This window comes from Paraburkholderia sabiae (genome assembly GCF_030412785.1).
GTDB classification, from domain to species: Bacteria; Pseudomonadota; Gammaproteobacteria; order Burkholderiales; family Burkholderiaceae; genus Paraburkholderia; species Paraburkholderia sabiae.
Genome location: NZ_CP125295.1, coordinates 1609749 through 1635586 on the forward strand (window position 1 = coordinate 1609749; position 25838 = coordinate 1635586).

The window sequence follows — 25838 nt, forward strand, 5'->3', positions numbered from 1 at the left end:
CGCCGGCGTTGCTCAGCGCCGTGATTCGCGGGATGCGGCTTTCGGCTCGTTCGTGGTCAATTCATTGTAGGGAACTTGCCGCGCTTTGCCATGTGCCGAACGGTGGCTGCAGAGAGGCTTGCGTATTTACCGCGCCGGGTTCATCCGGAAATACGCGTCGAGCAGCGAAGTCTTGTAGACGACGCCCGCGAGCGTGGGCCGCGCCGTGCTTTCGACGACAGGCAGACGTTCGCCCTGGAACGCCATGAAATGCTGTAGCGCGACGCCGAGCGGCATGTCCGGCGTCAGCACGTCGAAATGAGGCTGCAGATAATCCGCGGCCGTCTTCGTCGACGTGTCGCGCTTGTCGAGCAGATCGGACGTGATGTCCTTGAGCGCGACAACGCCGAGAAAAGAGCCGCTTTCATCCGTCACGTACAGATACTTGACGGGGTACTCGAGGAACACGCGCGTCATGTCGTGCACGGTCGCGTTCGGTTGCACGACGGTTTGCGGCGGGCGAATCAGTTCGCGCATCTGCGTCGAGCGCAGCCGCATGCGTTCTTTTTCCTCGCGGTTGCGATGCAGCGTGATGTCGTACATCGATGTCTTGCCGATCGCGCGCGCCGCGAAGTACGCGACCACACATGACAGCATCAGCGGCAGCACGACCTGATAGCTCAGCGTCATTTCGAAGATCATCAGGATCGCCATCAGCGGCGCCTGCGTCGCGCCCGCGAGAAACGCGCCCATGCCGACCATCGCGTAGGCGAACGGCGCGGAGGTCGCATGCGGCCACAGCGCATTCATGCCGATGCCGAACAGCGAGCCGATCACCGCGCCGACGAAGAGCGTCGGCGTAAACACGCCGCCGACTGCGCCCGAACCTACGGTGGCCGCCGTCGCGATCAGCTTGAAGACGAGCACGACGACGAGCGCCGTCCATGTCCACGGCGAATGCAGGATCGAGTTGACGACGCTATAGCCGTTGCCCCACACCTCGGGCGTCCAGATCGACAGAATGCCGACGATCAACCCGCCCAGTGCAAGCCTGAGTGGCAACGGCACGCGCAACCGGCCGAACGCAGATTTGCTCGTATCGATGAGCCGCAGGAACTGCGGTGCCGCCGTGCCGCACAGCAAGCCGAGCGCGACGAAGAGCAGCACTTCGAGTCCCGCGACGGGCGGAAACACGGGCATTTCGTAAGGCGGCTTGTAGCCGGCGAATTCGCGCATCACGATGTTCGCCACCACCGACGACACCACGACGGGCCCGAAACTTTCCATCGCGATCGAACCAAGCACGATCTCGGTGACGAAGAAGGCGCCCGCGATGGGCGCGCTGTACGCGGACGTGATACCTGCCGCCGCGCCGCACGCGACGAGCAGCCTCAGACGCGGCGGATCGAAATGCACGACGCGCCCGATCAGCGACGCGCCCAGCGCAGCGAGCTGCACCATCGGACCTTCGCGGCCGATCGAGCCACCGCTCGAAATCGTGAACAGCGACGACACGCTGCGCCACAGACTCACGCGCACCGGCACGACGCCGTCGCCGATCACGACGGCTTCCATGTAATCCGTATGTAGCTTCCTGTCGACGCCGCGCTGCGCGACGAGCAGCAGCAGACCCGCGATCAGGCCGCCGAACGCGGGCAAGCCGATGCGCATCGCGAGCGGCAGACGCCGCGCCATTTCGACGAGACTGCCGTCTTGCCCGGTGAACACCCGCTGCAGCAGCGAGATGCCTTCACGGAACGCGATCGTCGCAAAGGCGCCCGCGATGCCGACGATCACCGACCACACCAGCATCGTGTGCGCATCGGACAGGCGGAAGAGATGGGCGGCGCGGGTGCGCAGTCTCAGCAGGAATGAAAGCACGGAAGGAGCGGGCGTTTAAGGTTGATTGACGCGCATGGTCTGCATGTTATCGGCCTTGCGCGACGGCATTTTGAAGGACGGCGCGCTCGTCTGGATACGCGCCGCGACGGATGAAAGTGCAGTGTCAGTTCACATCCTTGTCGAGTTCGGGATAGTGCCGGAAGACACAGGTTTCGTTGTACGGCAGGCGCCGTTCCGAGTCGAGATAGGCCGCGATGTTCGGCCGCTTGAGCACCGCGTCGTGCAGTGCGGCAAGACGCGGATGACGCTCGCCGAAATGTTTCATCGCACGCGGAAACGCATAGTGCAGGGCGTCGATCAGCTGGAACATCGACAGGTCGACGTAGGTGAGCGTGTCGCCGACCATATGCGTATCGCCTGCGGGGTTCTGCTTCAGCACGCGCTCGAAATAGCCCATGAACTTCGGAATGCGATGGTCGATGAAATCCGTCGAGCGGATTTTCGCGGCCTCTTTCTGTTCCTCGTAATACATGCCCGATGCGAGGGGATGATGCGTGTCGTGCGCTTCCGTGACCATATCGGCGATGGTCAGCTGCAGTCCGTTTGCCACGTAGCGCAGACTGTCGATTTTCGGCGCGAGATTCAGCTTCGGCCCGAGATAGAACAGGATGTTCGCCGACTGCGAAATGATCAGATCGCCGTCCTGCAGAAACGGCGGCGCATACGGCAGACACGCTTCATCTTTATCGTTCAGCACGTCGATCATCGCGCCCGTGCCGAGTCCGTCCTGTTCATCGCCGCGCGCCACTTCCACATAGTCCGCGCGTGCCTCTTCCAGCGCGAGCCGCACGAATTCGCCGCGGCCCTGCAAGCCATCCCAATAGTAGAGTTTGTAAGTCATCGGTCAGTCCTCATTCGGTTGTCAGCGGCGCGGGTCGCGCCGCGCTTGCACACGGAAGGGAGCTAGAAGTATGCCGCGCGACATGCGAACTTTGCGTGTTCCGGAAGGTATAGGCAAAAAGCACAAAAGCCCCGCACGCGGCGGGGCTTGTTTGAGAGAGGTGGCGGCTTAGCCGAACAGGTGCTGGACGAGCCATGTGATGCCCAGACCGCCTGCGAAGAGCCACACGTAGAGGATCAGACCTGTCGTCAGTGCACGCGGACCGGCGTCGCGGATCTGCGAGAGGCGCGTTTCGATGCCGAGCGCCGTCATGGCCATCGTTAGTGCGAACGTGTCGAGCATGTTGACCGTGTTCGTTGCTGCTTCGGGCAGGATGTGCAGCGAGTTCACGGCGACACAGGCAAGGAAGCCAAGTGCGAACCAGGGTACGGCGAGCTTGCGCGGTGCATGCGTTGCATCGTGCGTGCCCTTTGCCATCGCCTGACGCGCCGAGCGGTTCACCCAGAAGCCGACGATCAGCAGCACGGGCACCAGCAGCATCACGCGGGTCATCTTGACGATGGTGGCGATATGCGTCGCTTCCGGGCTCACGTTGCTTGCCGCGCCGACCACCTGCGCGACTTCGTGAATCGTGCCGCCGAAGAACAGGCCAACGCCCGTCGTATCGAGATGGATGATGCCGGCGCGCAGCAGAGCGGGGTAAAGGAACATCGACAGCGTGCCGAACAGCACCACGCTACCGACGGCCATCGCGCTCTTGTGCGGCTTCGATTGCAGCGTCGATTCGAAGGCGAGCACGGCGGCCGCGCCGCAGATCGCGCTGCCCGCTGCCGTGAGCAGCGCGCTGTCGCGATCGAGCTTCATCAGTTTCATGCCGGCCCAGGTGCCGATCACGAGCGTGCTGACCACGATCAGTAATGATTCGGTAAGACCCGGCAAACCGACTTGCGCAATTTCCTGAATGCTGACGCGCAGGCCGAAAAACGCGACGGCGATGCGCAGCAGTTTGCGCGCCGAGAAATTGACGCCGGCGGCCCAGCTATCGGGCATGCCGTCTTTGAGCGCGTTGCCGTAGATCATCCCGCCGACGATGCCGACGATCAGCGGGCTGATGCCCAGGTTGGCGATCGACGGGATGGCGGCGATTCGTGTGACGGCCGCTGCGAACAGGGCGACGAAAAGAATGCCGTTGATCTGGCCGCGCGTCGATGACGGCGCGGCGGCGGGAACGGCGTGGGTGTGGGCGGTGGACATGGCTTCAACCTCTTCGTGAAGGCTGCTTGACTCGATGGCCTTATCCTAATTTACGTATATCGATATGAAAAATCGTGATTTAGAATGTCATGTATCGGGAAATCTGATACTTTGTCGCCATGACCCCTGACCAGCTTATAACGTTCGCCGCCGTCGCCGAGCATCGGAACATCAGCCGGGCCGCGCTGGCGCTGCATCTATCGCAGCCTGCCGTGTCCGGGCAGTTGCGCCAGTTGCAGGATGAATTCGGCGAGCCGCTCTATCTGCGCGACGGCCGCGGCGTGCGGCTCACGCCCGCCGGTGAGCAGCTTGCCAGTTATGCGTCGCGGCTGCGCGACACGTTCCGCCAGGCGTACGCGTATCGCGACGCGCTGCGCGGCATGGAGCAGGGCACGCTGCGGATCGGCGCGAGCACGACGCCCGCCAGCTATCTGCTGCCGTATCTGATTGCCGAATTCCAGCGCCTTCACCCCGACGTCACGATCCATACGGACGACGGCAATACGGCCGATATCGTCGGCGCGCTGTCTTCGTTCGATATCGCGCTGGTCGAAGGGCAGGTCGGCGGCGATCTGCCGCCCGATACGGTCGTGCATCCGTGGCACGAGGACGAGATCGTCGCGATCATGCCGCGCTCGCATCCGCTCGCCGAGGCCGGTTTGCGGGCCGTGACGTTGACCGATCTGAGCACGCATGCGCTCGTGTTGCGCGAGGAAGGCTCCGGCGTGCGGCAACTGATCGAGCGCGCGTTCGCCCGCGCGGGCGCGCCGATGCGCGTGGCGCTCGCGATCGCGGGCGTCGAGGGCGTGAAGGAAGCCGTGCGCGCGGGCATGGGCGTCGGTTTCGTGTCGGCGATGTCGATGCGCCACGAGAACGAATCGCTGTGCCGTCTGCCGCTCGGCCCCGAGCCGCTCACGCGACGTTTTTCGATTCTCGTGCCGCATGCGAGCGCGCCGTCACGGCTCGTCGGACGCTTTCTCGAACTGTGCCTGAATGGCGACGCGCGGCCTCTGCCGGGCGAGTCCGGCCGTTAAGGGATTACCACTATTGGCGCGATGTGCGTCGCGCGGCAGTATTCGCCTCAAGCGCAGTCGCGCTTTTTTGATATCTGTCTTTGGAACCGATTCCAAAGGCTGTTTTGAGTAACAGAACAGGGTCTTGGGCATGTCGGAAGTTGTCATCGTCGCGAGTGCGTTTGGAGCCGAAGCGATCCGCAAGGACGGTCATCACGCGTGGCTGAAGACGGCAGCGCAAGCGGGCGCGGCCGGGTTTGAAGTGCGCCGGGAGCTGTTCGCGCTGGAAGCGGAGGCGTCGTCGGAAGCGCTGTCGGCGCTGGGCAAGTCAATCGCAGCGAAAGGCTTGTGGTCGGTGTATTCGACGCCCGCCGAACTGTACGCGGCCGACGGCGCGCTCGACGAAGCGAGTTTGCGTCAGGCGCTGATCGAAGCGACGGCGCTCGGCGCGCGCTTCGTCAAGCTGCAACTGGGCGGTTTCGCGGGACGCGCCTATGCCGACGCGATCGCGGCATGCACGAAGGGCGTCGCGGCGCGGCTCGTCGTCGAGAACGGACAGATGGAGCGCGGCGGCTCGCTCGCGCAGTTCGACGGCCTGTTCAATGCGCTGGCCAAGGAAGGCCGTCACAAGCTGATTGGCATGACGTTCGACATCGGCAACTGGCAATGGCCTGGCGTCGATCCCGTCGAAGCGGCGAAGAAACTCGCGGATCACGTCGAATACATCCATTGCAAGGCGGTGACGGGTGAGGGTGCGCGCCGCTTTGCCGTCGCGCCTGCCGCCGACGATCCCGTTTTCGCCGCCGTGCTGCCGCTGCTGCCGCGCGACGTGCCGCGCGGCATCGAATTTCCGTTCGACGCGACGCGCATCGCCGCCGACGCGTCGCACTACGCCGCATGGCTCGCGTCCGCGTGAATGCGGCGACGAGCAGACGCTGACTGAACTGGAGAAACACATGCATCCGACACTCGATGTCATCACCTACGGCGAAGCGATGGCGATGTTCGTCGCCGCCGAAACGGGCGCGCTCGCGGGCGTCGGCCAGTTCACGAAGCGTATCGCGGGCGCCGACCTCAACGTCGCGATCGGCCTGTCGAGGCTCGGCTTCAAGGTAGGCTGGATGAGCCGCGTCGGCGCCGATTCGTTCGGCCAGTACGTGCGCGACACGCTCGCGAAGGAAGGCATCGATCAGGGCTGCGTGACGACGGATGCGCGCTTTCCGACGGGCTTCCAGCTCAAGTCGAAGAACGACGACGGCAGCGACCCCGCCGTCGAGTATTTCCGCAAGGGCTCGGCAGCAAGCCATCTGTCGCTCGACGACTACGTGCCGGACTACGTGCTGCCCGCGCGCCATCTGCATCTGACGGGCGTCGCGCCCGCCATTTCGGCAAGCTCGCGCGAACTCGCGTTCCATCTGGCGCGCGAAATGCGACAGGCAGGCAAGACGATTTCGTTCGATCCGAACCTGCGTCCGACGCTCTGGCCCTCGCGTGAAGCCATGGCGGCCGCGCTCAACGAACTCGCGACGTACGCCGACTGGGTGCTGCCCGGCATCGGCGAAGGCGAGATTCTGACGGGCTACACGAAGGCCGAAGACATCGCGCAGTTTTACCTGGATCGCGGTGCGAAGGGCGTCGTCGTGAAGCTCGGCGCGCAGGGCGCGTACTACCGCACGGCGACGGATTCGGGCGTCGTCGAAGCGCGGCGCGTCGAGAAAGTCGTCGATACCGTCGGCGCGGGCGATGGCTTTGCAGTGGGCGTGGTGAGCGCGCTGCTCGAAGGGCGCACGCTGCCGCAAGCGGTGGCGCGCGGCAATCGCATCGGCGCGCTGGCGATTCAGGTGATCGGCGATTCAGAAGGCCTGCCGACACGCGCCGAACTCGACGCGCTCGAAAGCGCCGCCGCACTGGCCGCCTGACAAGACGGCGCATCAGAGATTCAGCAACACATCAGCAACACAAGACGACAACAACAAGATGCCCAGCCGCACGAAAAATCGCGGCTCAACGGCGCACCGACCGACCGCTTAAGCCAAGTACAGGAGACAAGTATGTCCTCATCGCTCGCGATTCGCCGTTGGTGGACGATCATGCCGATCGTCTTCATCACCTACAGCCTCGCCTATCTCGACCGCGCGAACTACGGCTTCGCGGCGGCGGCCGGCATCAATCAGGATCTCGGCATCAGCAAAGGGCTGTCGTCGCTGATCGGTGCGCTGTTCTTTCTCGGCTACTTTTTCTTCCAGATTCCCGGCGCGATCTACGCCGAACGCAAGAGCGTCAAGAAGCTCGTGTTCTGGAGCCTGGTGCTGTGGGGCGGCTGCGCGGCGCTGACGGGCGTCGTCAGCAACATTCCGTCGCTGATGGTGATCCGTTTCGTGCTCGGCGTCGTCGAGGCGGCCGTGATGCCCGCGATGCTGATTTTCATCGCGAACTGGTTCACGAAGCGCGAACGCTCGCGCGCCAACACGTTCCTGATTCTCGGCAACCCGGTGACGGTGCTGTGGATGTCGGTCGTGTCGGGCTATCTGGTGCATTCGTTCGGCTGGCGCCATATGTTTATCGCGGAAGGCGTGCCGGCGATCATCTGGGCCGTCTGCTGGTGGTTCATCGTGAAGGACAAGCCCGAGCAGGTGACGTGGCTGTCGGACGCGGACAAGAAACAGCTCGCCGATACGCTGCGCGCCGAACAGGCCGCCATCAAGCCGGTGCGCAACTACGGCGAAGCATTCCGTTCGTCGGCCGTGGTCAAGCTGTGCGCGCAGTACTTCTGCTGGAGCATCGGCGTGTACGGCTTCGTGCTGTGGCTGCCGTCCATTCTGAAGAACGGCTCGACGCTCGGCATGGTCGAAACGGGCTGGCTGTCGGCGCTGCCGTATCTCGCTGCGACGATTGCGATGCTCGGCGCGTCATGGGCGTCGGATAAACTCAACAACCGCCGCGCGTTCGTGTGGCCGTTCCTGCTGATCGGCGCGCTGGCTTTCGCCGCTTCGTATGCGATCGGCTCGACGCACTTCTGGATGTCGTATGCGCTGCTCGTGATCGCGGGCGCCGCGATGTACGCGCCGTACGGCCCGTTCTTCGCAATCGTCCCGGAACTGCTGCCGAAGAACGTTGCGGGCGGCGCGATGGCGCTGATCAACAGCATGGGCGCGCTCGGCTCGTTCGTCGGCTCGTACGTGGTCGGCTATCTGAACGGCGCGACGGGTTCGCCCGCTGCCTCGTACGCGTTCATGAGCGTTGCGCTCGTCGCTGCCGTGGTGCTGACGCTTGCCGTCAAGCCGCAGCCGATGCAGACTTCGAAGCGCGAATCCGTGCATGTCTGAAGCGCTATGCGTAAGCCAACTCTCGTTGCAAGGAAAGTGAATCGATGAAGCGAAAGATCGTCGCGTACAAGCCGCTGCCGGATGATGTGCTTGCGTATCTCCAGCAGCATGCCGAAGTCGTGCAGGCGGACGCCGCGCAGCACGACGCGTTCGTTGCCGCGCTGAACGACGCCGACGGCGCGATCGGGGCGAGCGTGAAGATCACGCCCGCGATGCTCGACGGCGCGACAAAGCTGAAAGCGCTCTCGACGATCTCGGTCGGCTACGACAACTTCGACGTCGCCGATCTGACGAAGCGCGGCATCGTGCTCGCGCATACGCCCGACGTGCTGACGGAATCGACGGCAGATACCGTGTTCTCGCTGATTCTGGCGAGCGCGCGACGCGTCGTCGAACTCGCCAACTTCGTGAAGGCGGGCGAATGGAAGGCGAGCATCGGACCTGAACTGTACGGCGTCGATGTGCAGGGCAAGACGCTCGGTATCGTCGGTCTCGGGCGGATCGGCGGCGCGGTTGCGCGGCGTGCGGCGCTCGGCTTCAACATGAAGGTGCTCTACACGAACCGCAGCGCGAACGCGGAAGCAGAAGAGCGCTATGGCGCGCGCCGCGTCGATCTCGACGAACTGCTCGCGACGTCCGATTTCGTCTGCCTGCAAGTGCCGCTGACGCCGGACACGCGTCACATGATCGGCGCGAACGAACTGCGCAAGATGAAGAAGAGCGCAATCCTGATCAACGCGTCGCGCGGCCAGACTGTGGACGAATACGCGCTGATCGAAGCGTTGCAGTCGGGCACGATCCACGGCGCGGGCCTCGACGTGTTCGACAAGGAACCGCTCGATCCGAACTCGCCGCTGCTGAAGATGAACAACGTGGTCGCGCTGCCGCACATCGGCTCGGCGACACACGAGACGCGTCACGCGATGGCGCGTTGCGCGGCGGAGAATCTCGTCGGCGCGCTCGACGGCACGCTGAAGATCAACATCGTCAACCGCGACGTGCTTTCGCAATGAACACGCCGACGTCAGGCGCACCGCGCCGCGCCACCATCAGCGACGTCGCGCGTGAGGCGGGCACGGGCAAGACGAGCATCTCGCGCTATCTGAACGGCGAGTTGAGCGTGCTGTCGCCGCAACTGCGCGCGCGCATCGAAGCCGCCATCGAGCGGCTCGACTATCAGCCGAACCAGATGGCGCGCGGCCTCAAGCGCGGTCGTAACCGGCTGATCGGCATGCTGGTCGCCGACCTGACGAATCCTTATTCCGTCGAAGTGCTGCAAGGCGTCGAGGCCGCGTGTCACGCGCTCGGCTACATGCCGCTCATCTGCCACGCGGCGAACGAAGTCGACATGGAGCGGCGCTTCCTGCAACTGCTGACGACGTATCGCGTGGAAGGCGTGATCGTGAATGCGCTCGGCGTCAGTGAAGAGACCTTGCGGCCTGTCGGCGACGGCGGGATTCCTGCCGTGCTGGTGGACCGCAGCGTCGACGGACTCGTGACCGATATGGTCGGCCTCGACAACGAAGGCGCGACGATGCTCGCGACGCGGCACCTCGTCGAGCGCGGCTTCGACCGTCTGTGGTTCGTCGTGCAGCCGTTCGAGCACATCAGTTCGCGGCGTCAGCGCGAAGCGGCGTTCCATCAGGCACTCGAACAGTATCCGCAGGTGAGCGGGCGGACCGTCGTGCTCGAACTCGACGATGCGGATGAACTCGCGCAAACCTTGAACGCGCTCGACGCCGAACTCGATGCGGCGATCGACACGCAAGCACAAAACGAAGGCGCGCCGCGCGTCGCGTTGTTCGCGGCGAATGGTCCTGTCGCACTGGCGCTCGCTCGTCACCTGAATCAGCGGCACGGGCCGAACTGGCAGAAGCGCGTCGCGCTGCTGTCGATCGACGATCCCGAATGGGCCGAGCTGGCGGGCATCACGACGATCCGTCAGCCGACTTACGACATCGGCTATCGGGCCGTGGAATTTCTGCACCAGCGCATCGACGGCGAACAGTCCAGCGCGCGCGATTGTCTGCTGCCGGGCGAACTGATCGAGCGGGCGTCGACGGCGCGCTGATCGACCTTCATCACGGCATGCGCTTACAATGCGCGGCGAGTTCCGACTTTCGCCTTGCTAACGCACATGTCCGGTCTACCTGTTTCTCCCGTCACGCTCGCCGTGCTCGCCGCCGCGACGATCTTCGTCGCGCTGCTTCCCATCTTTCTGTATCGCCGCTGGCGCGCGCCGTTCGCGTTGAACCGGCGCGACGCGATCGCGGGCATCGCCGTGTTCGCGTTATCGGCGATGCTGGTCGAGCGCGCGCTCAACGACTATCTGCTGCGACAGAACCCAGCCACCAGCGAGTGGCTGTCGGATCCGCTCGCGTTCGTCGTGTATGGCGCGCTCGCCGCTGGCATCTGCGAGGAAGTGGGGCGCTTCATTGCAATGCGCTGGCTCGCGCGGCGCAAGACGAACGACGCGCGCGACGACGGCACCGCGTTTGCTTACGGTCTGGGTCACGGCGGCGCAGAAGCGTGGTTTGTCGGCGTGATGGTGCAGGCTCAATGGATCGCGTTCGGCGTGCTCGAAAATCGCGGGCAACTCGATACCTACCTTGGCAATCTGCCCGCCGGTCCGCTGATGCGCATTCACTTGCTGCTCGCGAGCCTGTCGCCGGAAATGGCGGGCGTGTTCGTGCTCGAACGGGTGGCGGCGCTGGTGTTCCAGATCGGGCTGTCGGTGCTGATGTGGCGCGGCGTGCGCGCCGGATCACGTGCCATACTGCCCATCGCGATCGCGGCGCATGCACTGATCGACGTCCCGGCGGCGATGTCGCAGGCGGGCATGCTGCCCCTCGTGACCGTCGACGTGATCTATGCCGTCGCGGCCCTTGCAGTTGCGGCACTGCTGATCCGCGTGCACAGACGCGCGGCGTGATCATCGACGAACATACACCGCTAAACCGACTCAACAGGCCAGAGGCCAATCGACATGGAAGCCTATCAGTACGAATGCGCGAACGCGGAGATGGAAGAACTCGCGCGCGTGATCAGCGATCTCTTTCCCGAGCAGACGCAGTTCATCGAGCGTCCCGATGAGAACGGCGTGCCGCAGATCGTGGTGCATTGGGTCGCGATGCGTTTTGGCGCGACGGCGCGTCGGATGGAATTGACGGTCGCCATCGCGCCTGCTGCGCTTGCGCGTTATCGCGCGATGCCGCCGCGTGTGCGGGGCCGCAGCTTCGCCGTGCTACGCGCGTATGTGGAAGCGACGCTGGAATCGATGGAAGAGGAACACGCGGCCGGCAAGACCGTGCCGCGCGAAGTCACGGTCGAACTGGGCGACGAGTTCGCATGAAGCTCGGGTAACGTGCCGGGTGCGTCAGTCCGCGAGTCGATAGACCTTGGCGAACCGCGCGGCCTGCACGACGCCGTAGTCGCCGGGTGCGTACTGCATGATCCAGTCGCCCGCCGTGCCTTTGAGCACGTCGCCGCCCTGTGCGGAGCGCGCGAGCGAGAACGCTTCGTCCATTCGCTTCGCGAGCACGACAGCAGGGCGGTTGCGATACGCGCCAGGTTCGCCATGCGCGAGCGCGGCGTCGGCGGGCAGATACTTCGCGTCGAAACGTTCGCGCGACACGACCCAGCGGTCGCCCGTCGAGCCCGTGATCAACGCGTCGCCGCGTGCATAGAGGTTCGGTCCTTCGAGGCTCATCAGTTCGCCGTCGCCTTCGGCAAATTGCACGGCGACGGTTTCGTCCTTGACGACGCGTTGCGCGGCCGGGTCGGTGAGCAGGTCGATGTTCTTGAGTTCGATCATAAGGCGAAAAAAAGCAGAGATTGACGAAAGGAAAGGCGCGCGAGGCGCACGCGCGCATCATGACAGATTCTCGCGCCGCTCAAGAAAAAACGCCTGCCGGTGAGGGCAGGCGTTGCGTTTGCAGCGTATGAAGCGATGCGTTTTACGGCTTCACGGTTGCATCGGAAGCGGGCGCTGCGGGCTTGCCCTGACGGCGATGATGCGGACGGCCTTCGGCGGGCTGGCGGCGGAAGGTATCGTCGGCCAGCTTCTTCTGCTCCGGCGAGAAACTGTTGTACAGCGGGTCGAACGCATCGACGAGCTTCTTCGTGCCGTCGGCGTGTGCCTGCGTGATCTCGGCGTACTGCTTCATGTCGTCGAGCGCGGAGATGTTGCCGTTGGCGCGGCGCTGTTCGAACAGCTTGCCCATCGTCTCGCTGTTGTTGCGCATGACGTCGGCGAACGTGTTCCACTGCGATTCCTGCGCCGACGTGATCTTGAGTTGCGTGTGCAGATACTTGATGCGGTCTTCGACGCGCTGTTCGTGACGCGCCTTGCCCGACGCCTGCGATGCAGCCGACATCGCCGGTGCGGATGCGCCTGCGGGCGCGGCCGTCTGTGCGAATGCAGCGCTAGCGGTCAGCGCGGCTGCGGCGGTAACGAGTGTGGCGAGGGTTTTTTTCATTGAGACTCCTGTTGTCTGCTCGTATAAGGCTTAAAGCTGGATGATGCGTCGTGATCGACTTGCATCATGCCGTGCGCTATTAGTATCACGATATCGCTTCATTGCGTCTCTATTGCGACAACTGCTTACAACCGAAACGATCGGAAATAGCCGGTGGATAAATTCGTCAGCATGGAAGTCTTCGTTGCCGTCGTCGAAGCGGGCAGCCTCACGGCGGCCGCGGAACGTTTCGATCTGTCGTCCGCGATGGTCGGCAAGCATATCCGCTCGCTCGAATCGCAGCTCGCGACGCGGCTTCTCACGCGCACCACGCGGCGTCAGAGCCTGACGGAAATCGGGCGTCAGTATTACGAGCAGTGCCGGCGCATACTCGCCGACGTGAAGGCTGCGGAATCGCTCGCGGAGGCCATGACATCCGCGCCGCGCGGCACGTTAAAGGTCACGGTGCCGCTGACATACGGCGTCGAAGTGTTCTCGCCCGCGATGACCGATTATCTGAATCTGTACCCTGAAGTCAGTCTCGAACTCGATCTGTCGAACCGCATCTTCGATCTGGTCGACGAAGGCTTCGACGCAGCGGTGCGCATCGGGCGGCTGCCGGATTCGAGTCTCGTCGCGCGGCCATTGAAACCGTATCGGATGCGCGCATGTGCGTCGCCTGCTTATCTGCAACGCATGGGCACGCCGAAGACGCCCGCCGATCTCATTCATCACGAATGCCTCGGCTTTCTGCATTGGGGACGCGAAGGATTGTGGCGGCTCGACGGCGATGCCGAGACAGATTGCCAGTTGCGTCCCGGACGTTTTCGCGCGAACAACGGTCAGGCGCTGAAGATGGCGGCGCTGCGCGGCTTCGGCCTCGTGCTGCAGCCGGAAGCGCTGCTCGCGGGTGAGATCGAGCGCGGCGAGCTTGTCTCAGTGCTCGAAGACTATCTGCCCGACGGCGCGCCCGTGCATCTGATCTATCCGCGCGATCGCCAGCCGACGCCGAAGCTCACCACGTTCATCGACTTCGTGATCGAGCGCTACGGTATGTGATCGTCACGAGCAAAGCGCAATATGTGCAGTCCGCATGTATTCGCGTGAGCGCGTGCAGGGCGCATAATCGGCGTCATCGGCTCGTCGCAAATGGCGGGCTCTCACTCTCACACTTGACCTTGAATCGATGAGACCACCGCGCCTCGATCAACTCGACGAACTCGACCGCAACCTTGTCGCGCTGCTGCAGGCCAACGCGCGCGAAAACGTCGCGAATCTCGCGCGGCAACTCGGCGTCGCGCGCACCACCGTGATCGCGCGGATTGCGAGGCTCGAAAAGACCAACGTGATCGCGGGCTATAGCGTGCGGCTCGGGCAGGACGTGCTCGATGCGAGCATGCACGCGTACGTCGGCATCATCATCGCGCCGAAGTTCGGGTCCGACGTGCTGAAGAAGCTCAACCGGATGCCCGAAGTGCAACTGCTGTGCGCAGTGAGCGGCGAATTCGATTACGTCGCGTGGCTGCGCGCCGATTCGCCCGAGCGCCTGAACGATCTGCTCGATCAGATCGGCGGACTGGCGGGCGTCGAACGCACGACGACGTCGATCATTCTGTCGCGCAAGATCGATCGCGGGATGACCTGACGAACGAGGGCGCGTTTACGCGTTTTTGACGCGTTTTCGTCGAATCGTCAGAGTGCTTCGTCATTTCGACGAAAATCATGGTCATAGCGCAGCACTTTGCGCCTATAAACCGACTCGCCTTCTCCCTAAACTCTTTGGTAGAGGTTCGCTGCGGCGGCCGACATTCACCAGACAGAGAACAAAGGAGAAGCGCATGAAAGTTGCCATCGTTGGCGCAGGTCTGATCGGACACACCATTGCGCATATGTTGCGGGAGACGGGCGACTACGAAGTGGTCGCGATGGATCGCGACCAGCACGCGCTCGACAAGCTGGCCGCGCAAGGCATCCCGACCCGCCGCGTCGATTCCGCCGATGCCGCTGCACTGCGCGCCGAAATCCAGGGCTTCGATGCCCTCGTCAATGCGCTGCCGTACTACCTGGCCGTGAGCGTTGCATCGGCGGCGAAGGGCGCGGGCGTGCATTATTTCGATCTGACGGAAGACGTGCGCGCCACCCACGCGATTCGCGCGATCGCGGACAGCGCCGAGCACGCGTTCATGCCGCAGTGCGGCCTCGCGCCGGGCTTCATCGGCATTGCCGCGCACGAACTGGCCAACCGCTTCACCGAAATCCGCGACGTGAAGATGCGTGTCGGTGCGCTGCCCGAGTTCCCGACGAATGCATTGAAGTACAACCTGACGTGGAGCGTCGACGGTCTGATCAACGAATACTGCCAGCCCTGCGAAGCGATCCGCGACAGCCGTACGCAATGGGTGCAGCCGCTCGAAGGCCTCGAACATTTTTCGCTCGACGGTATCGAGTACGAGGCGTTCAATACGTCGGGCGGTCTGGGTACGCTGTGCGAAACGCTGTCGGGCCGCGTCGAAACACTCGACTACAAGTCGGTGCGTTATCCGGGGCATCGCGAACTGATGCAGTTCCTGCTCGAAGACCTGCGTCTCGCCACCGACCGCGACACGCTGAAAACGATCATGCGCCGCTCGGTGCCGTCGACGGCTCAGGACGTCGTGCTCGTCTTCATCACCGTGACGGGCATGCGCGACGGCCAGCTGGTGCAGGAAGTGTTCACGCGCAAGATCTTCGCGAAGACCGTCTGCGGCGTGCCGATGAGCGCGATCCAGATCACGACGGCGGGCGCGATGTGCGCGGTGCTCGACCTGTTCCGCGAGAAGAAGCTGCCGCAAAGCGGCTTCGTGCGTCAGGAGCAGGTGTCGCTGCGCGATTTCCTCGCGAACCGCTTTGGCCAGCTGTACGAAGGCCGCGCGATGGAGGCGACGGCGACCGTCTGATTCCTCGACGAATGCCGGCCATTCCGAGGGTCAACTGAGATGATCGAGGCTCCGTAGAGAGCTTTTGTGAGTCGTGAGTCGTATGGGAAACGGGCGTCCCGCTTTGCTGCGGGACGCCCGTTTTGTATTTGCCGACGTGCGCTTAAACAGGCATCGGCGGCAACATGACGCCGGACGATTGCGGTGTCCGCACGATCTGCGCGAGCAGCGTGTCGTGATCGGCAGGCGTGGGCGATGTGTTGTCGAACATGAACAGCCCGTCGCACTCGTCGCCGGACGGCACGAAGCGGCGCTGCCGGTAGTCGTCCCAATGCGCGAGCTTGTACGCGTCGTTCGGATTGCCGCGCGCGGCAATCCTCTCACGCGCCGTCTCTTCCGCTGTCGATACCCACACCACGCTGATCTGCACATCCTTTGGCACGCCGAGCCATGCGTGATCGAAGAGCTTGCGCTCGCGCACTTCGCGCGACAGCGGACCGACGGCGATCACGCCGATGCCCAGGCGCAGATTTTCCTCGGCCGTATCGAACAGCCCGCGATATTCGGGGTCGCGAAAGTGCTGCAGAAAGAGCGGGCTGTCGCGATCGTTCGGATCGCCCGTCAGCGCGCCGATCGCGGCCGCACTATAGACGCCGTACAGCGTGTCCTTGTCGAGCAGGCAGAAGGCCTCGCCCGTTGCCTTCATCAGCGGGCCGATCAGCCGTTTGGCGAGCGTCGTCTTGCCGGTGCCCGCATGGCCACAGATAAAAACCAGATGCGTCACGTCGATGAATCCCCGCTGTGTTGAAAGTTGCGCCTGCGCCGATCTTGAACGGGATGGCGAGCTGCCGCAAGCCCTATGCCATCCGGCCAGATTGACGGCGCGAATGCTGGTGATATCATTGCTATCACACGTGTACCGGGGAATTGTCATGGCAAATCTTTTGGTCCGAGGTCTGGACGATGCGTTGGTGCAGAGTCTGCGCGAGCAGGCCGCGGCTCACGGGCGCAGCGTCGAAGCAGAGCATCGGGAAATCCTGGCGCAGGCGCTCTTTCAGCCCAAAAAACTCAGTTTCACGGAGTGGCTGATGAGCATGCCCGACGTCGGCGAAGACGCCGACTTCGAGCGCCGCAATGACGCAACTGACGTAAGCGAGGGACCGGGTGTATTTGATTGATACCAATGTAATCAGCGAAATGCGCAAGAGCAGCCGCGCCAATCCAGGCGTGCAGGCTTTTTTCGGGGCGGCGAGGGATGAGGGACATCGCCTTTATCTATCCGTGGTGACGGTGGGAGAGTTGCGGCGCGGCGTCGACCAGATCCGGCATCGCGGCGACCGGTTCCAGGCGTTGCGGCTGGAAGGGTGGCTCGACACGATCATGGAGTCGTTCAGCAGCCACATTCTGAATGTCGGCGCCGACGTCGCGCAGACGTGGGGCCATCTGCGCGTGCCCGATGCCGGGCACGCGCTGGACAAGCTGATCGCGGCGACCGCGCTGATCTACAACCTGACCGTCGTGACCCGCAACGTGGCAGACTTCGAAGGAACGGGCGCGCGGGTGTTGAACCCGTTCCAGACGCTGGACGCATGACGTCCAGGGCAGCAACCGCATAACAACGCGGCGCGTGCAAGCGCGCCGGAACAATGAACGGGACGCCTAAGGCGACGGGGAGAGAACGCATGACACGTACCCAAAGGCCTGTGACGCGGGCGGTTGTATCGGCTATCACCGTTGCGCTCGTTAGCGGCATGCTCGTCGCCGGTTGCGCATCCACGCCCGCGGATAAAGTCCCGTTCAAGGACGTGCCCGCCGAGCGCATCGTCCAGCCTGTTTATACGCAGCCCGGCGAAGGCAAGGTCGCCGTCGACCTGCGCCGCGAGCGGACCGACAACGTCATCGTGCGTTTCCGCGATGCGCTGGTGTACATCGACGGCGAGCGCGTCGCGGACATCATGAACGGCGAGCACATCGTGTTCTGGCTCGCACCGGGCACGCATCGCATCGGCGTGTCGACGCAGTTCGATCCCGTTGTCGAGATCAACTTCATCGTCACGGCCGACCCGCGCTACTCGAACCGCGCGAGCGTCTCGTTCAACGACGATCACCGCATCATGCTGCGGCGCGTCGCCAATTAGCGGCCGTCGTCAGTGCGTCATTGACAATTCGACACAGCGTACTCGCGCAAGTCCACGTAACATCGTGGCTTGACACCGCGCGCCGCGCGGCTTTGCAGGCGGTCTTACAGGAGACGTAAGACCGCCCATCCAAACTAACGATCTGTAATCCGCAAAGCCGATTCGAATTCAAGGTATTCAACCATGCTGATCAACTGCGCCGCGTACCAGGATGGCCGCAAACTGGCCGACATCGAAATCGACGACATCAGCGTGTATGTCGCGAAGCCCGAATGCTTCGTCTGGGTCGCGCTCAAAGATCCCGGTCCGGGCGAACTCGAAGTGATGAAGCACGAGTTCGGTCTGCACGAACTGGCTGTCGAAGACGTGCGTCACGGTCATCAACGTCCGAAGATCGAAGAGTACGGCGACTCGATCTTCGCAGTGATGCACACCATCGAAACAGACGACGACGGCGAATTCGTGATCGGCGAAGTGGACGTGTTCGTCGGTTCGAACTATGTGCTGTCCGTGCGGCGCGGCACGCGTCACGGGTTTCAGGAAGTGCGCGCGCGCTGCGAGCGCGAGCCGCAGCTGTTGAAGGAAGGCGCCGCGTTCGTGCTGTATGCGCTGGCCGACAACGTCGTCGACCGCTACTTTCCGATTCTCGAAGCAATGGGCACCGAGATCGAGGAGATCGAAGACCGCATTTTCGACAAGCACGATCTCGCCGCGTCGCGCGCGATCATCGAAGACCTTTACTCGCTGAAGCGCCGTCTCGTGACGCTGCAACATCACATCGAGCCGCTGCTCGAAGGCATCAGCAAGCTGGTGGGCGGACGCATTCCCGCCATCTGCGTCGGCATGCAGGCGTACTTCCGCGACGTCTACGATCACCTCGACCGCATCGTGCGTACCATCGAGGGCCGGCGCGAAATCATCGTCACGGCTGTGCAGGTGAATCTCGGCATGATCTCGCTCGCCGAGAACGAAGTGACCAAGCGGCTCGGCTCGTTCGCGGCGCTGTTCGCCGTGCCGACGATGATCGCCGGCATCTACGGGATGAACTTCCAAGAGATTCCCGAGCTGCACTTCAAATACGGATATCCGATCTGTCTGCTGGCGATGCTGCTGATCGACCTCGTGCTGTACCGGGGCTTCAAGAAAGCGAACTGGCTGTAACGCGCGTGTGTGTGGCGGCGGTAGGGCGATCCGCCGTGTGCATCTCAAGGTCTGGTCACCGCGCACCGCACGGCTCGCTGCGGGCGCACGCAATCACTCCATCGACACCACAACAACTACGTCCCATCTGTTGCGCAGATTGTGACGGAATCCGTTTTTCCCTTGCAGCGTGCGCAATAACAGGCCAGCATATGCGACCTGCGTGCCACATAACTTGCGGCTCGCGGGAAGATGGGAAGCAGCAGGAAGGCAATGCCGGCGCGTCGTATCGCCGGGCATCACGACCGCCGTGAAGAACGAAAACGTGAACCCGCAGGCACCACGTCGTTCGTATCGGCAGACCAATGCAGAACAAGCGAGCCATTCTTGTCACGACGTCATTCGCCGTATCGCGGGAGCAGCACGGCAACACGCGGATCCAGCCACGGGGCGCGGGCCGCGGCGTGCTGTGCAGCGCAGCACCGCCAGTCGTTGACATTGCGAACCGGCGCCGCCGAGAATAGCGCTCGCAAACGTTTGCGCATAATCAAAAAACGGGCTCGTCCGAGTCCAACAACTGGAGATACTGCATGAACCAACGCATTCGCCGCCGGGTATTGAGCGCTGCCGTCGTCCTCACGGCCGCCGCCGCGATGCCGTTTTCGTCGGCCTGGGCTCAGGGCGCGAAGAAACCCAAGGTCGCGCTCGTGATGAAGTCGCTTGCCAACGAGTTCTTCCTCACGATGGAAACGGGCGCGAAGGACTACCAGAAGCACAACGCCAACCAGTTCGACCTGATCACCAACGGCATCAAGGATGAAACCGACACGGCGAACCAGATCCGTATCGTCGAACAGATGATCGTGTCGAAGGTCGACGCCATCGTGCTCGCGCCGGCGGATTCGAAGGCGCTCGTACCCGTCGTCAAGAAGGCCGTGGATGCCGGCATCATCGTCGTGAACATCGACAACCGACTCGACCCCGACGTGCTGAAGTCGAAGGACCTGAACGTGCCGTTCGTCGGCCCGGACAACGCGAAGGGCGCGGAGAAGGTCGGCGACTATCTCGCGAAGAAGCTGAAGTCGGGCGATGAAGTCGGGATCATCGAAGGCGTGTCGACCACGACCAACGCGCAGCAGCGCACGGCCGGCTTCAAGGCTGCGATGCAGAAGGTCGGCGCGAAGATCGACACGGTCCAGTCGGGCGAATGGGAAATCGACAAGGGCAATGCGATTGCGTCGTCGATGCTCAATGCATATCCGAACATCAAGGCGCTTCTGTGCGGCAACGACAACATGGCGATCGGCGCGGTGTCGGCGGTGCGCGCGGCGGGCAAGCAGGGCAAGGTCTACGTCGTCGGCTACGACAACATCAACGCGATCAAGCCGATGCTGAAGGACGGCCGCGTGCTCGCCACGGCTGACCAGTACGCGGCCAAGCAGGCCGTGTTCGGCATCGACGTGGCGCTCAAGGGCATCTCCGAGCACAAGAAGCAGGCAGACCTGTCGGGCGTCGTCGAAACGCCTGTCGATCTCGTCACGAAGTAACGGCCGCACGGCGGCGGGCGGCGTCGCGAAAGCGGCGCTTCCCGCCCGCCCCGCGAATGTTAATTTGACGTTCAGCAAACGCTCAAGAAATCCGCCGCGCCGCCGTTATGCCAGAGGTAAGCGTCATGACGGTCGGCGAGCCGCGCGAGGAAATGAGGCACAGCGGGAAGCGCACCGCATAGCCCGAACAGCTTTGCTTCGGGATGCGCAGGACCTTGCGTCCGCTGCCGGCATGACTTGCGCGGCCGTCGGGCGGCGTTGCGTGACGGATTGCCGGCATGTCCGGAATCCACGCAAACGCCACGCGGCGGCTACGAGATCTGGATCACGATGGCATTAATCGATCAGGAAGCGGACCAGGAAGCGGCCCGACAGGCATTGCCTGCCGTGCTGTCCGTCACGGGCATCGGCAAGACCTACGTCGAGCCTGTGCTCGCGGACGTCTCGCTGGCGTTGCACGCCGGGGAGGCGCTCGCGCTGACGGGCGAGAACGGCGCGGGCAAGAGCACGCTGTCGAAGATCATCGGCGGGCTGGTCGATCCGACGACGGGCACGATGCAGCTCGAAGGCAAGCCGTACGCGCCCGCGAGCCGCACGGAAGCGGAAGCGCTCGGCATCCGGATGGTGATGCAGGAACTGAACCTGCTGCCGACGCTGTCGGTCGCGGAGAACCTGTTCCTGAACCGGCTCCCGCGCAACGGTTTCGGCTGGATCGACCGCAGGAAGCTGCGCGAGGACGCGCGCGAGGCGATGGCGCAAGTCGGGCTCGAAGCGATCGACCCGGATACGCTCGTCGGTGAACTGGGCATCGGGCATCAGCAGATGGTCGAGATCGCGCGCAATCTGATCGGCGATTGCCGCGTGCTGATTCTCGACGAACCGACGGCAATGCTGACGGCGCGCGAAGTCGACCTGCTGTTCGAGCAGATCGACGCGCTGAAGTCGCGCGGCGTCGCGCTGGTGTACATCTCGCACCGGCTCGAAGAACTGGCGCGCGTGGCCGAGCGGATCGCCGTGCTGCGCGACGGCAAGCTGGTGCGCGTCGACTTGATGTCGAACCTGACGAGCGATCAGATCGTCACGCTGATGGTCGGGCGCGAGATCGGCGAGCGGATCGATCTGGGCGTGCGCAACATCGGCACGACGCTGCTGAAGGTCGAGCACATGAGCCGCGCGCCCGTGGTGCACGACGTGTCGTTCGAGGTGAAGGCGGGCGAGATTTTCGGCGTGAGCGGGCTGATCGGCGCGGGCCGCACGGAACTGATGCGGCTCATTTACGGTGCGGATCAGAAGGACGGCGGCACGGTGTCGCTGGCGGCGACGCCGGGCGCGGCGCCTTCGGCCGTACAGATCGCGACGCCCGTCGACGCCGTGCGGCACGGCATCGCGCTGATCACGGAAGACCGCAAAGGCGAAGGACTGCTGCTGCCGCAGCCGATCGCCGCGAACGTGTCGCTGGGCAATCTGCGCAGCGTCGCGCGGCATGGCGTCGTCGATGCAAGGCGCGAGAATGCGCTGGCGAAAAAGCAGATCGACGCCATGCGCATCCGCACGTCGGGACCGGCGCAACCGGTCGGCGAGCTGTCGGGCGGCAACCAGCAGAAGGTCGTGATCGGCCGGTGGCTGGCGCGCGACTGCAAGGTGCTGCTGTTCGACGAACCGACGCGCGGTATCGATGTGGGCGCGAAGTTCGATATTTATGGATTGATGGGCGCGCTGGCCCGTGAAGGGCGAGCGCTGGTGGTCGTGTCGAGCGACCTGCGCGAACTGATGCTGATCTGCGACCGGATCGGCGTGATGTCGGCGGGACGCATGACGGGTGTGTTCAAACGGGACGAGTGGACGCAGGACGCGCTGCTCGCCGCGGCATTCGCCGGCTATCGCAATCGCGAGGCGCTGCTGCATACCCACGACGACCACGAAGGAGAGACGCTGTCATGAACGATCAAAGGGTCACGGGCAAGGACTCGACGGCTGCACCCACGGGCGCGGCCACGGCCAGCACGGCCGATCCGTCGGCGCCGCTCGCGAGCGGCAAGCCGGCGGGCACGCGTCTGGGCTTTTCGAACTATCTCGGCCTCGCGGGCGCGCTGGTCGCGATGATCGCGCTGTTTTCGGTGCTGAGTTCGCACTTCCTGACATACGACACGTTCATCACGATCGCGAACCAGATTCCCGATCTCGTTGTGATGTCGGTGGGGATGACGTTCGTGCTGATCATCGCGGGCATCGACCTGTCGGTGGGCTCGGTGCTGGCGCTGGGCGCGTCCGTCGTGAGCGTTGCTGCGCTGAAGTGGCAGCTCGGGCCGCTCGCGGCGGCAGCGCTGGGTCTTGTCGCGGCGGCGCTGACGGGCACGGTGACGGGCGCGGTGACGGTGGGCTGGCGGATTCCGTCGTTCATCGTGTCGCTCGGCGTGCTCGAAGCGGCGCGCGGCCTCGCGTACCAGATGACGAATTCGCGCACGGCGTATATCGGCGATGCGTTCGACTTCCTGTCCAACCCGATCGCGCTTGGCATTTCGCCGGCGTTCCTGATCGCGGTGGCCGTGATGATCGTCGCGCAACTGGTGCTGACGCGCACGGTGTTCGGCCGCTATCTGGTCGGCATCGGTACGAACGAGGAAGCGGTGCGGCTCGCGGGTGTGAATCCGAAGCCGTACAAGGTGATCGTGTTTGCGCTGATGGGTGCGCTGTCGGGGCTTGCGGCGCTGTTCCAGATCTCGCGCCTGGAAGCGGCCGACCCGAATGCGGGCGTCGGCCTGGAACTGCAGGTGATCGCCGCTGTCGTGATTGGTGGCACGAGCCTGATGGGCGGACGCGGTTCCGTCATCAGCACGTTCTTTGGCGTGTTGATCATTTCGGTGCTGGCGGCGGGCCTCGCGCAGATCGGCGCGAACGAGCCCACCAAACGCATCATCACGGGCGCCGTGATCGTGGTCGCGGTCGTGCTGGACACGTACCGCAGCAGGCGCAAGCGCAGTTGAACGCATTTGAACAAAGGGTGGGCCGCCGTGGCGCGGGACGGCGGTCCATCTGGATATAACTTAACGAGAGCACCGCGGATGCAGCATGAGCTGCATTGGCCAGCAGTAAAAAACAGGCAGGGGAGTATCAGCTTATGGCGACGATCAAGGATGTGGCGGCGATAGCCGGCGTGTCGTTCACGACCGTGTCGCATGTCGTGAACAATACGCGTCCGGTGTCGGCGGATGTGCGCTCGAAGGTCGAGCTGGCGATCCGCCAGCTCAACTACGTGCCGTCCGCTGTCGCGCGGTCGCTGAAGGCGCGTTCGACGGCGACGATCGGGCTCGTCGTGCCCAACAGCACGAACCCGTATTTCGCGGAACTGGCGCGCGGCATCGAAGACGGTTGCGCGCGCAATGGCTACTGCGTGTTCTTCTGCAACTCGGACGACGATCCCGCGAAGCAGCGCAACTATCTGCGCGTGCTGCAGGAAAAGCGTATCGACGGGCTCATCGTGGCCTCCGCTGGCGACGACGCGACGCTCGCGCAGACGCTCGCCGATTCGCGCGAGCCGCTCGTGATCGTCGACCGGAACATCGAAGGGGTGTCGGCCGATCTGGTGCAGATCGACCACGAAAAGGGCGCCTATCTGGCGACGCGGCATCTGCTGCAACTCGGGCATTCGAAGATCGGCTGCATCACGGGTCCGATCGAAACGGCCGTCAGCGCGATGCGCGTGCACGGCTTCATTCGCGCGATGGCCGAGCGCGGCATCGAGATCGCGTCGAACGGGATTGTCGAGAGCGACTTCTCCGGCAGCGGCGGCTACCGCGCGGCGGCGCAGCTGTTCGACACCGTGCAGCCGACGGCGATTTTCGCGGGCAACGACATGATGGGCATCGGCGCGCTGCGCGCTGCCGCCGAGCGCGGCCTGCGCGTGCCGCAGGACTGCTCGGTGATCGGTTTCGACGACATCGAACTGGGACGCTTCACGTATCCGGCGCTGTCGACGGTCGGCCAGTCGGTGCGTGCGCTCGGCGAAATGGCCGCGCAGACGCTGATCGAGCGGATCAGCGGCGCGTCGACGGGCGCGTTGTTCCGGCGCCGTGTGATCGCGCCGCGCCTGATCCTGCGCGAATCGACGGCCGCGTTCGCGGGCGCGCGCCGTTCGGCGCAGGCGGCCTAAACTCGCTCTATCGGGCGATGCATGCGGGCGCAACGAGCGCGCGCGACGAGTGTGCGCAACGCAGGCAGCAGCATCATGCAAGGGACGGGAGGCGCTTCCGTCCAGACAGGAGAACGCAGTGGCAACGAATGAAGCGCGCGGACACGTGACGGTGGTCGGCAGTCTGAACATGGATCTCGTCGCACGCGCGCCGCGCCTGCCGCAGCCGGGCGAAACGCTGGCGGGCCATGCGTTCGCGCAGGTCGCGGGCGGCAAGGGCGGCAATCAGGCCGTCGCCGCGGCCCGCCTGGGCGCGCAGGTGACGATGCTCGGCTGCGTCGGCGCCGATCCGAACGGCGCGCAGCTGCGCGCGGGCCTCGAAGCGGAAGGCATCGATTGCGCCGCGCTGGAAACGAGCCCGGCCGCGCCGACAGGCGTCGCGCTGATCATCGTCGACGACGGCAGCCAGAACGCCATCGTCATCATCGCGGGCAGCAACGGTGAAGTGACGCCCGAGACCATTGCGCGCCACGAAGCGGCGCTCGCGGCGGCACAAGTCGTGATCTGCCAGCTGGAGACGCCGCCCGCCGCCGTGCACGCCGCGCTCGCCGCCGCGCGCCGCCTCGGCAAGACCGTGATCCTGAATCCAGCGCCCGCTACGGGCCCGCTGCCGGAAAACTGGCTGCCGCTGATCGACTATCTGATTCCCAACGAACTCGAAGCCGCGACGCTGACGGGCCTGCCCGTGACGTCGCCGCAGGAAGCGCAGGCAGCCGCCCGCGCGCTGCGCCGTGCGGGCGCGCGCAACGTGATCGTGACGCTCGGCGCGCAAGGCGTCGTCGCGGCGCTCGGCGACGCCGAGCCGCAGCATTTCGATGCGCCGCGCGTGAAGGCCGTCGATACGACGGCAGCGGGTGACACCTTCATCGGTGGCCTGGCGGCGCAGCTCGCGCACGGCGCCGAAGTCGCCGACGCCATCCGTTTCGCACAACGCGCCGCGTCGATTTCGGTGACGCGCGCCGGCGCGCAGCCGTCCATTCCCACCCGCGCCGAAGTCATCGGCGCCTGATCTCCCTTCCTCCGTGTGTCGGGCCGGCAGCCGTCGGCCCGACACACGTCGAGCGCTTGTAATAATTACAGCGCCTTCCAGCCATATTCCTCAGACCATATAGAAGCTTCAAGTCTTCCACTCGAATG

At 64.1% G+C, this 25838-nt stretch carries 27 protein-coding genes; 20 read left to right on the forward strand and 7 right to left on the reverse strand.

The annotated features are described in order from the left end of the window. Positions 1-126 precede the first annotated feature (126 nt). The 3 genes from QEN71_RS07230 to QEN71_RS07240 form a co-directional block, all read right to left on the reverse strand. Positions 127-1860 (reverse strand): ClcB-like voltage-gated chloride channel protein, encoded by a 1734-nt coding sequence (locus tag QEN71_RS07230; RefSeq protein ID WP_201656255.1) that lies wholly within the window; start codon positions 1858-1860, stop codon positions 127-129. 124 nt (positions 1861-1984) lie between these two features. Continuing rightward, a complete protein-coding gene (locus tag QEN71_RS07235) occupies positions 1985-2722 on the reverse strand; it encodes a glutathione S-transferase (RefSeq protein WP_201656258.1) in 738 nt (245 codons plus the stop codon). A gap of 168 nt (positions 2723-2890) precedes the next feature. Further along, positions 2891-3976, reverse strand: a complete 1086-nt coding sequence (locus QEN71_RS07240) for a YeiH family protein (protein WP_201656261.1) — start codon at positions 3974-3976, stop codon at positions 2891-2893. A 119-nt stretch (positions 3977-4095) separates the two neighbouring features. On the opposite strand from QEN71_RS07240, the gene QEN71_RS07245 reads away from it, so the two are divergent. From QEN71_RS07245 to QEN71_RS07280, 8 genes are all read left to right on the forward strand, one after another. Continuing rightward, positions 4096-5010 (forward strand): LysR family transcriptional regulator, encoded by a 915-nt coding sequence (locus QEN71_RS07245; protein WP_201656264.1) that lies wholly within the window; start codon positions 4096-4098, stop codon positions 5008-5010. A gap of 130 nt (positions 5011-5140) precedes the next feature. Further along, the gene (locus QEN71_RS07250; RefSeq protein WP_201656267.1) at positions 5141-5905 is read left to right on the forward strand and encodes a sugar phosphate isomerase/epimerase family protein; all 765 of its coding nucleotides are present in this window, start codon (positions 5141-5143) and stop codon (positions 5903-5905) included. 40 nt (positions 5906-5945) lie between these two features. After that, positions 5946-6908, forward strand: a complete 963-nt coding sequence (locus tag QEN71_RS07255) for a sugar kinase (protein ID WP_201656270.1) — start codon at positions 5946-5948, stop codon at positions 6906-6908. A 132-nt stretch (positions 6909-7040) separates the two neighbouring features. After that, positions 7041-8315 (forward strand): MFS transporter, encoded by a 1275-nt coding sequence (locus QEN71_RS07260; protein WP_201656273.1) that lies wholly within the window; start codon positions 7041-7043, stop codon positions 8313-8315. A gap of 44 nt (positions 8316-8359) precedes the next feature. Continuing rightward, entirely contained in the window at positions 8360-9328 is a 969-nt protein-coding gene (locus QEN71_RS07265; protein WP_201656276.1) for a 2-hydroxyacid dehydrogenase, read from the forward strand. After that, on the forward strand, positions 9325-10386 hold the full coding sequence (locus QEN71_RS07270) for a LacI family DNA-binding transcriptional regulator (protein WP_201656279.1): 1062 nt from the start codon (positions 9325-9327) through the stop codon (positions 10384-10386). The genes QEN71_RS07265 and QEN71_RS07270 overlap by 4 nt, the downstream gene beginning before the upstream one ends. Positions 10387-10452: 66 nt before the next feature. Continuing rightward, positions 10453-11247 carry a YhfC family intramembrane metalloprotease gene (locus QEN71_RS07275; RefSeq protein WP_201656282.1) on the forward strand — a complete coding sequence of 265 codons (795 nt, stop codon included), beginning with the start codon at positions 10453-10455 and terminating at the stop codon, positions 11245-11247. A 54-nt stretch (positions 11248-11301) separates the two neighbouring features. Next, positions 11302-11667: a DUF3022 domain-containing protein gene (locus QEN71_RS07280; RefSeq protein WP_201656286.1), complete on the forward strand. Its 366-nt coding sequence runs from the start codon at positions 11302-11304 to the stop codon at positions 11665-11667. A 24-nt stretch (positions 11668-11691) separates the two neighbouring features. On the opposite strand, the gene QEN71_RS07285 is transcribed toward QEN71_RS07280, so the two are convergent. After that, positions 11692-12129 (reverse strand): PGDYG domain-containing protein, encoded by a 438-nt coding sequence (locus tag QEN71_RS07285; protein ID WP_201656289.1) that lies wholly within the window; start codon positions 12127-12129, stop codon positions 11692-11694. Positions 12130-12271: 142 nt separating this feature from the next. After that, on the reverse strand, positions 12272-12793 hold the full coding sequence (locus QEN71_RS07290) for a Spy/CpxP family protein refolding chaperone (protein ID WP_201656292.1): 522 nt from the start codon (positions 12791-12793) through the stop codon (positions 12272-12274). A gap of 153 nt (positions 12794-12946) precedes the next feature. Between QEN71_RS07290 and QEN71_RS07295 the strand changes: the two genes are divergently transcribed. The 3 genes from QEN71_RS07295 (at position 12947) to QEN71_RS07305 (ending at position 15708) form a co-directional block, all read left to right on the forward strand. After that, positions 12947-13831, forward strand: a complete 885-nt coding sequence (locus QEN71_RS07295) for a LysR substrate-binding domain-containing protein (protein ID WP_201656294.1) — start codon at positions 12947-12949, stop codon at positions 13829-13831. Positions 13832-13958: 127 nt separating this feature from the next. After that, positions 13959-14417 carry an Lrp/AsnC family transcriptional regulator gene (locus QEN71_RS07300; RefSeq protein ID WP_201656297.1) on the forward strand — a complete coding sequence of 153 codons (459 nt, stop codon included), beginning with the start codon at positions 13959-13961 and terminating at the stop codon, positions 14415-14417. Positions 14418-14610: 193 nt separating this feature from the next. Then, on the forward strand, positions 14611-15708 hold the full coding sequence (locus QEN71_RS07305; RefSeq protein WP_201656300.1) for a saccharopine dehydrogenase family protein: 1098 nt from the start codon (positions 14611-14613) through the stop codon (positions 15706-15708). 142 nt (positions 15709-15850) lie between these two features. Here the strand turns inward: QEN71_RS07305 and QEN71_RS07310 are convergent, their stop codons facing one another. Continuing rightward, on the reverse strand, positions 15851-16471 hold the full coding sequence (locus QEN71_RS07310) for an ATP-binding protein (RefSeq protein ID WP_201656303.1): 621 nt from the start codon (positions 16469-16471) through the stop codon (positions 15851-15853). Between the two features lie 148 nt (positions 16472-16619). Between QEN71_RS07310 and QEN71_RS07315 the strand changes: the two genes are divergently transcribed. The 5 genes from QEN71_RS07315 to QEN71_RS07335 all read left to right on the forward strand — a co-directional run bounded on the left by QEN71_RS07315 (position 16620) and on the right by QEN71_RS07335 (position 20512). Next, a complete protein-coding gene (locus QEN71_RS07315; protein WP_201656306.1) occupies positions 16620-16865 on the forward strand; it encodes a FitA-like ribbon-helix-helix domain-containing protein in 246 nt (81 codons plus the stop codon). A 19-nt stretch (positions 16866-16884) separates the two neighbouring features. Further along, complete coding sequence (locus QEN71_RS07320; RefSeq protein ID WP_233472012.1) at positions 16885-17280, forward strand: type II toxin-antitoxin system VapC family toxin; 396 nt, start codon at positions 16885-16887, stop codon at positions 17278-17280. Positions 17281-17369: 89 nt separating this feature from the next. Further along, positions 17370-17825 (forward strand): hypothetical protein, encoded by a 456-nt coding sequence (locus QEN71_RS07325; RefSeq protein WP_201656312.1) that lies wholly within the window; start codon positions 17370-17372, stop codon positions 17823-17825. Between the two features lie 183 nt (positions 17826-18008). Beyond that, positions 18009-18986: a magnesium/cobalt transporter CorA gene (gene corA, locus QEN71_RS07330; protein ID WP_201656315.1), complete on the forward strand. Its 978-nt coding sequence runs from the start codon at positions 18009-18011 to the stop codon at positions 18984-18986. A gap of 569 nt (positions 18987-19555) precedes the next feature. Further along, positions 19556-20512 carry a sugar ABC transporter substrate-binding protein gene (locus QEN71_RS07335; protein WP_201656318.1) on the forward strand — a complete coding sequence of 319 codons (957 nt, stop codon included), beginning with the start codon at positions 19556-19558 and terminating at the stop codon, positions 20510-20512. 82 nt (positions 20513-20594) lie between these two features. Here QEN71_RS07335 and QEN71_RS07340 read toward each other — a convergent pair whose 3' ends face one another. After that, positions 20595-20792, reverse strand: coding sequence for a hypothetical protein (locus QEN71_RS07340; protein WP_201656321.1), 198 nt, complete (start codon positions 20790-20792; stop codon positions 20595-20597). 50 nt (positions 20793-20842) lie between these two features. Here QEN71_RS07340 and QEN71_RS07345 point away from each other — a divergent pair, with 50 nt between their 5' ends. The 4 genes from QEN71_RS07345 to rbsK all read left to right on the forward strand — a co-directional run bounded on the left by QEN71_RS07345 (position 20843) and on the right by rbsK (position 25710). Next, positions 20843-22453 (forward strand): sugar ABC transporter ATP-binding protein, encoded by a 1611-nt coding sequence (locus QEN71_RS07345; protein WP_201656324.1) that lies wholly within the window; start codon positions 20843-20845, stop codon positions 22451-22453. Then, the gene (locus tag QEN71_RS07350; RefSeq protein ID WP_201656327.1) at positions 22450-23496 is read left to right on the forward strand and encodes an ABC transporter permease; all 1047 of its coding nucleotides are present in this window, start codon (positions 22450-22452) and stop codon (positions 23494-23496) included. The genes QEN71_RS07345 and QEN71_RS07350 overlap by 4 nt, the downstream gene beginning before the upstream one ends. Before the next feature lie 134 nt (positions 23497-23630). Beyond that, positions 23631-24662 (forward strand): LacI family DNA-binding transcriptional regulator, encoded by a 1032-nt coding sequence (locus tag QEN71_RS07355; protein WP_201656330.1) that lies wholly within the window; start codon positions 23631-23633, stop codon positions 24660-24662. A 118-nt stretch (positions 24663-24780) separates the two neighbouring features. Beyond that, positions 24781-25710: a ribokinase gene (gene rbsK, locus QEN71_RS07360; protein WP_201656333.1), complete on the forward strand. Its 930-nt coding sequence runs from the start codon at positions 24781-24783 to the stop codon at positions 25708-25710. Positions 25711-25838 lie beyond the last annotated feature (128 nt).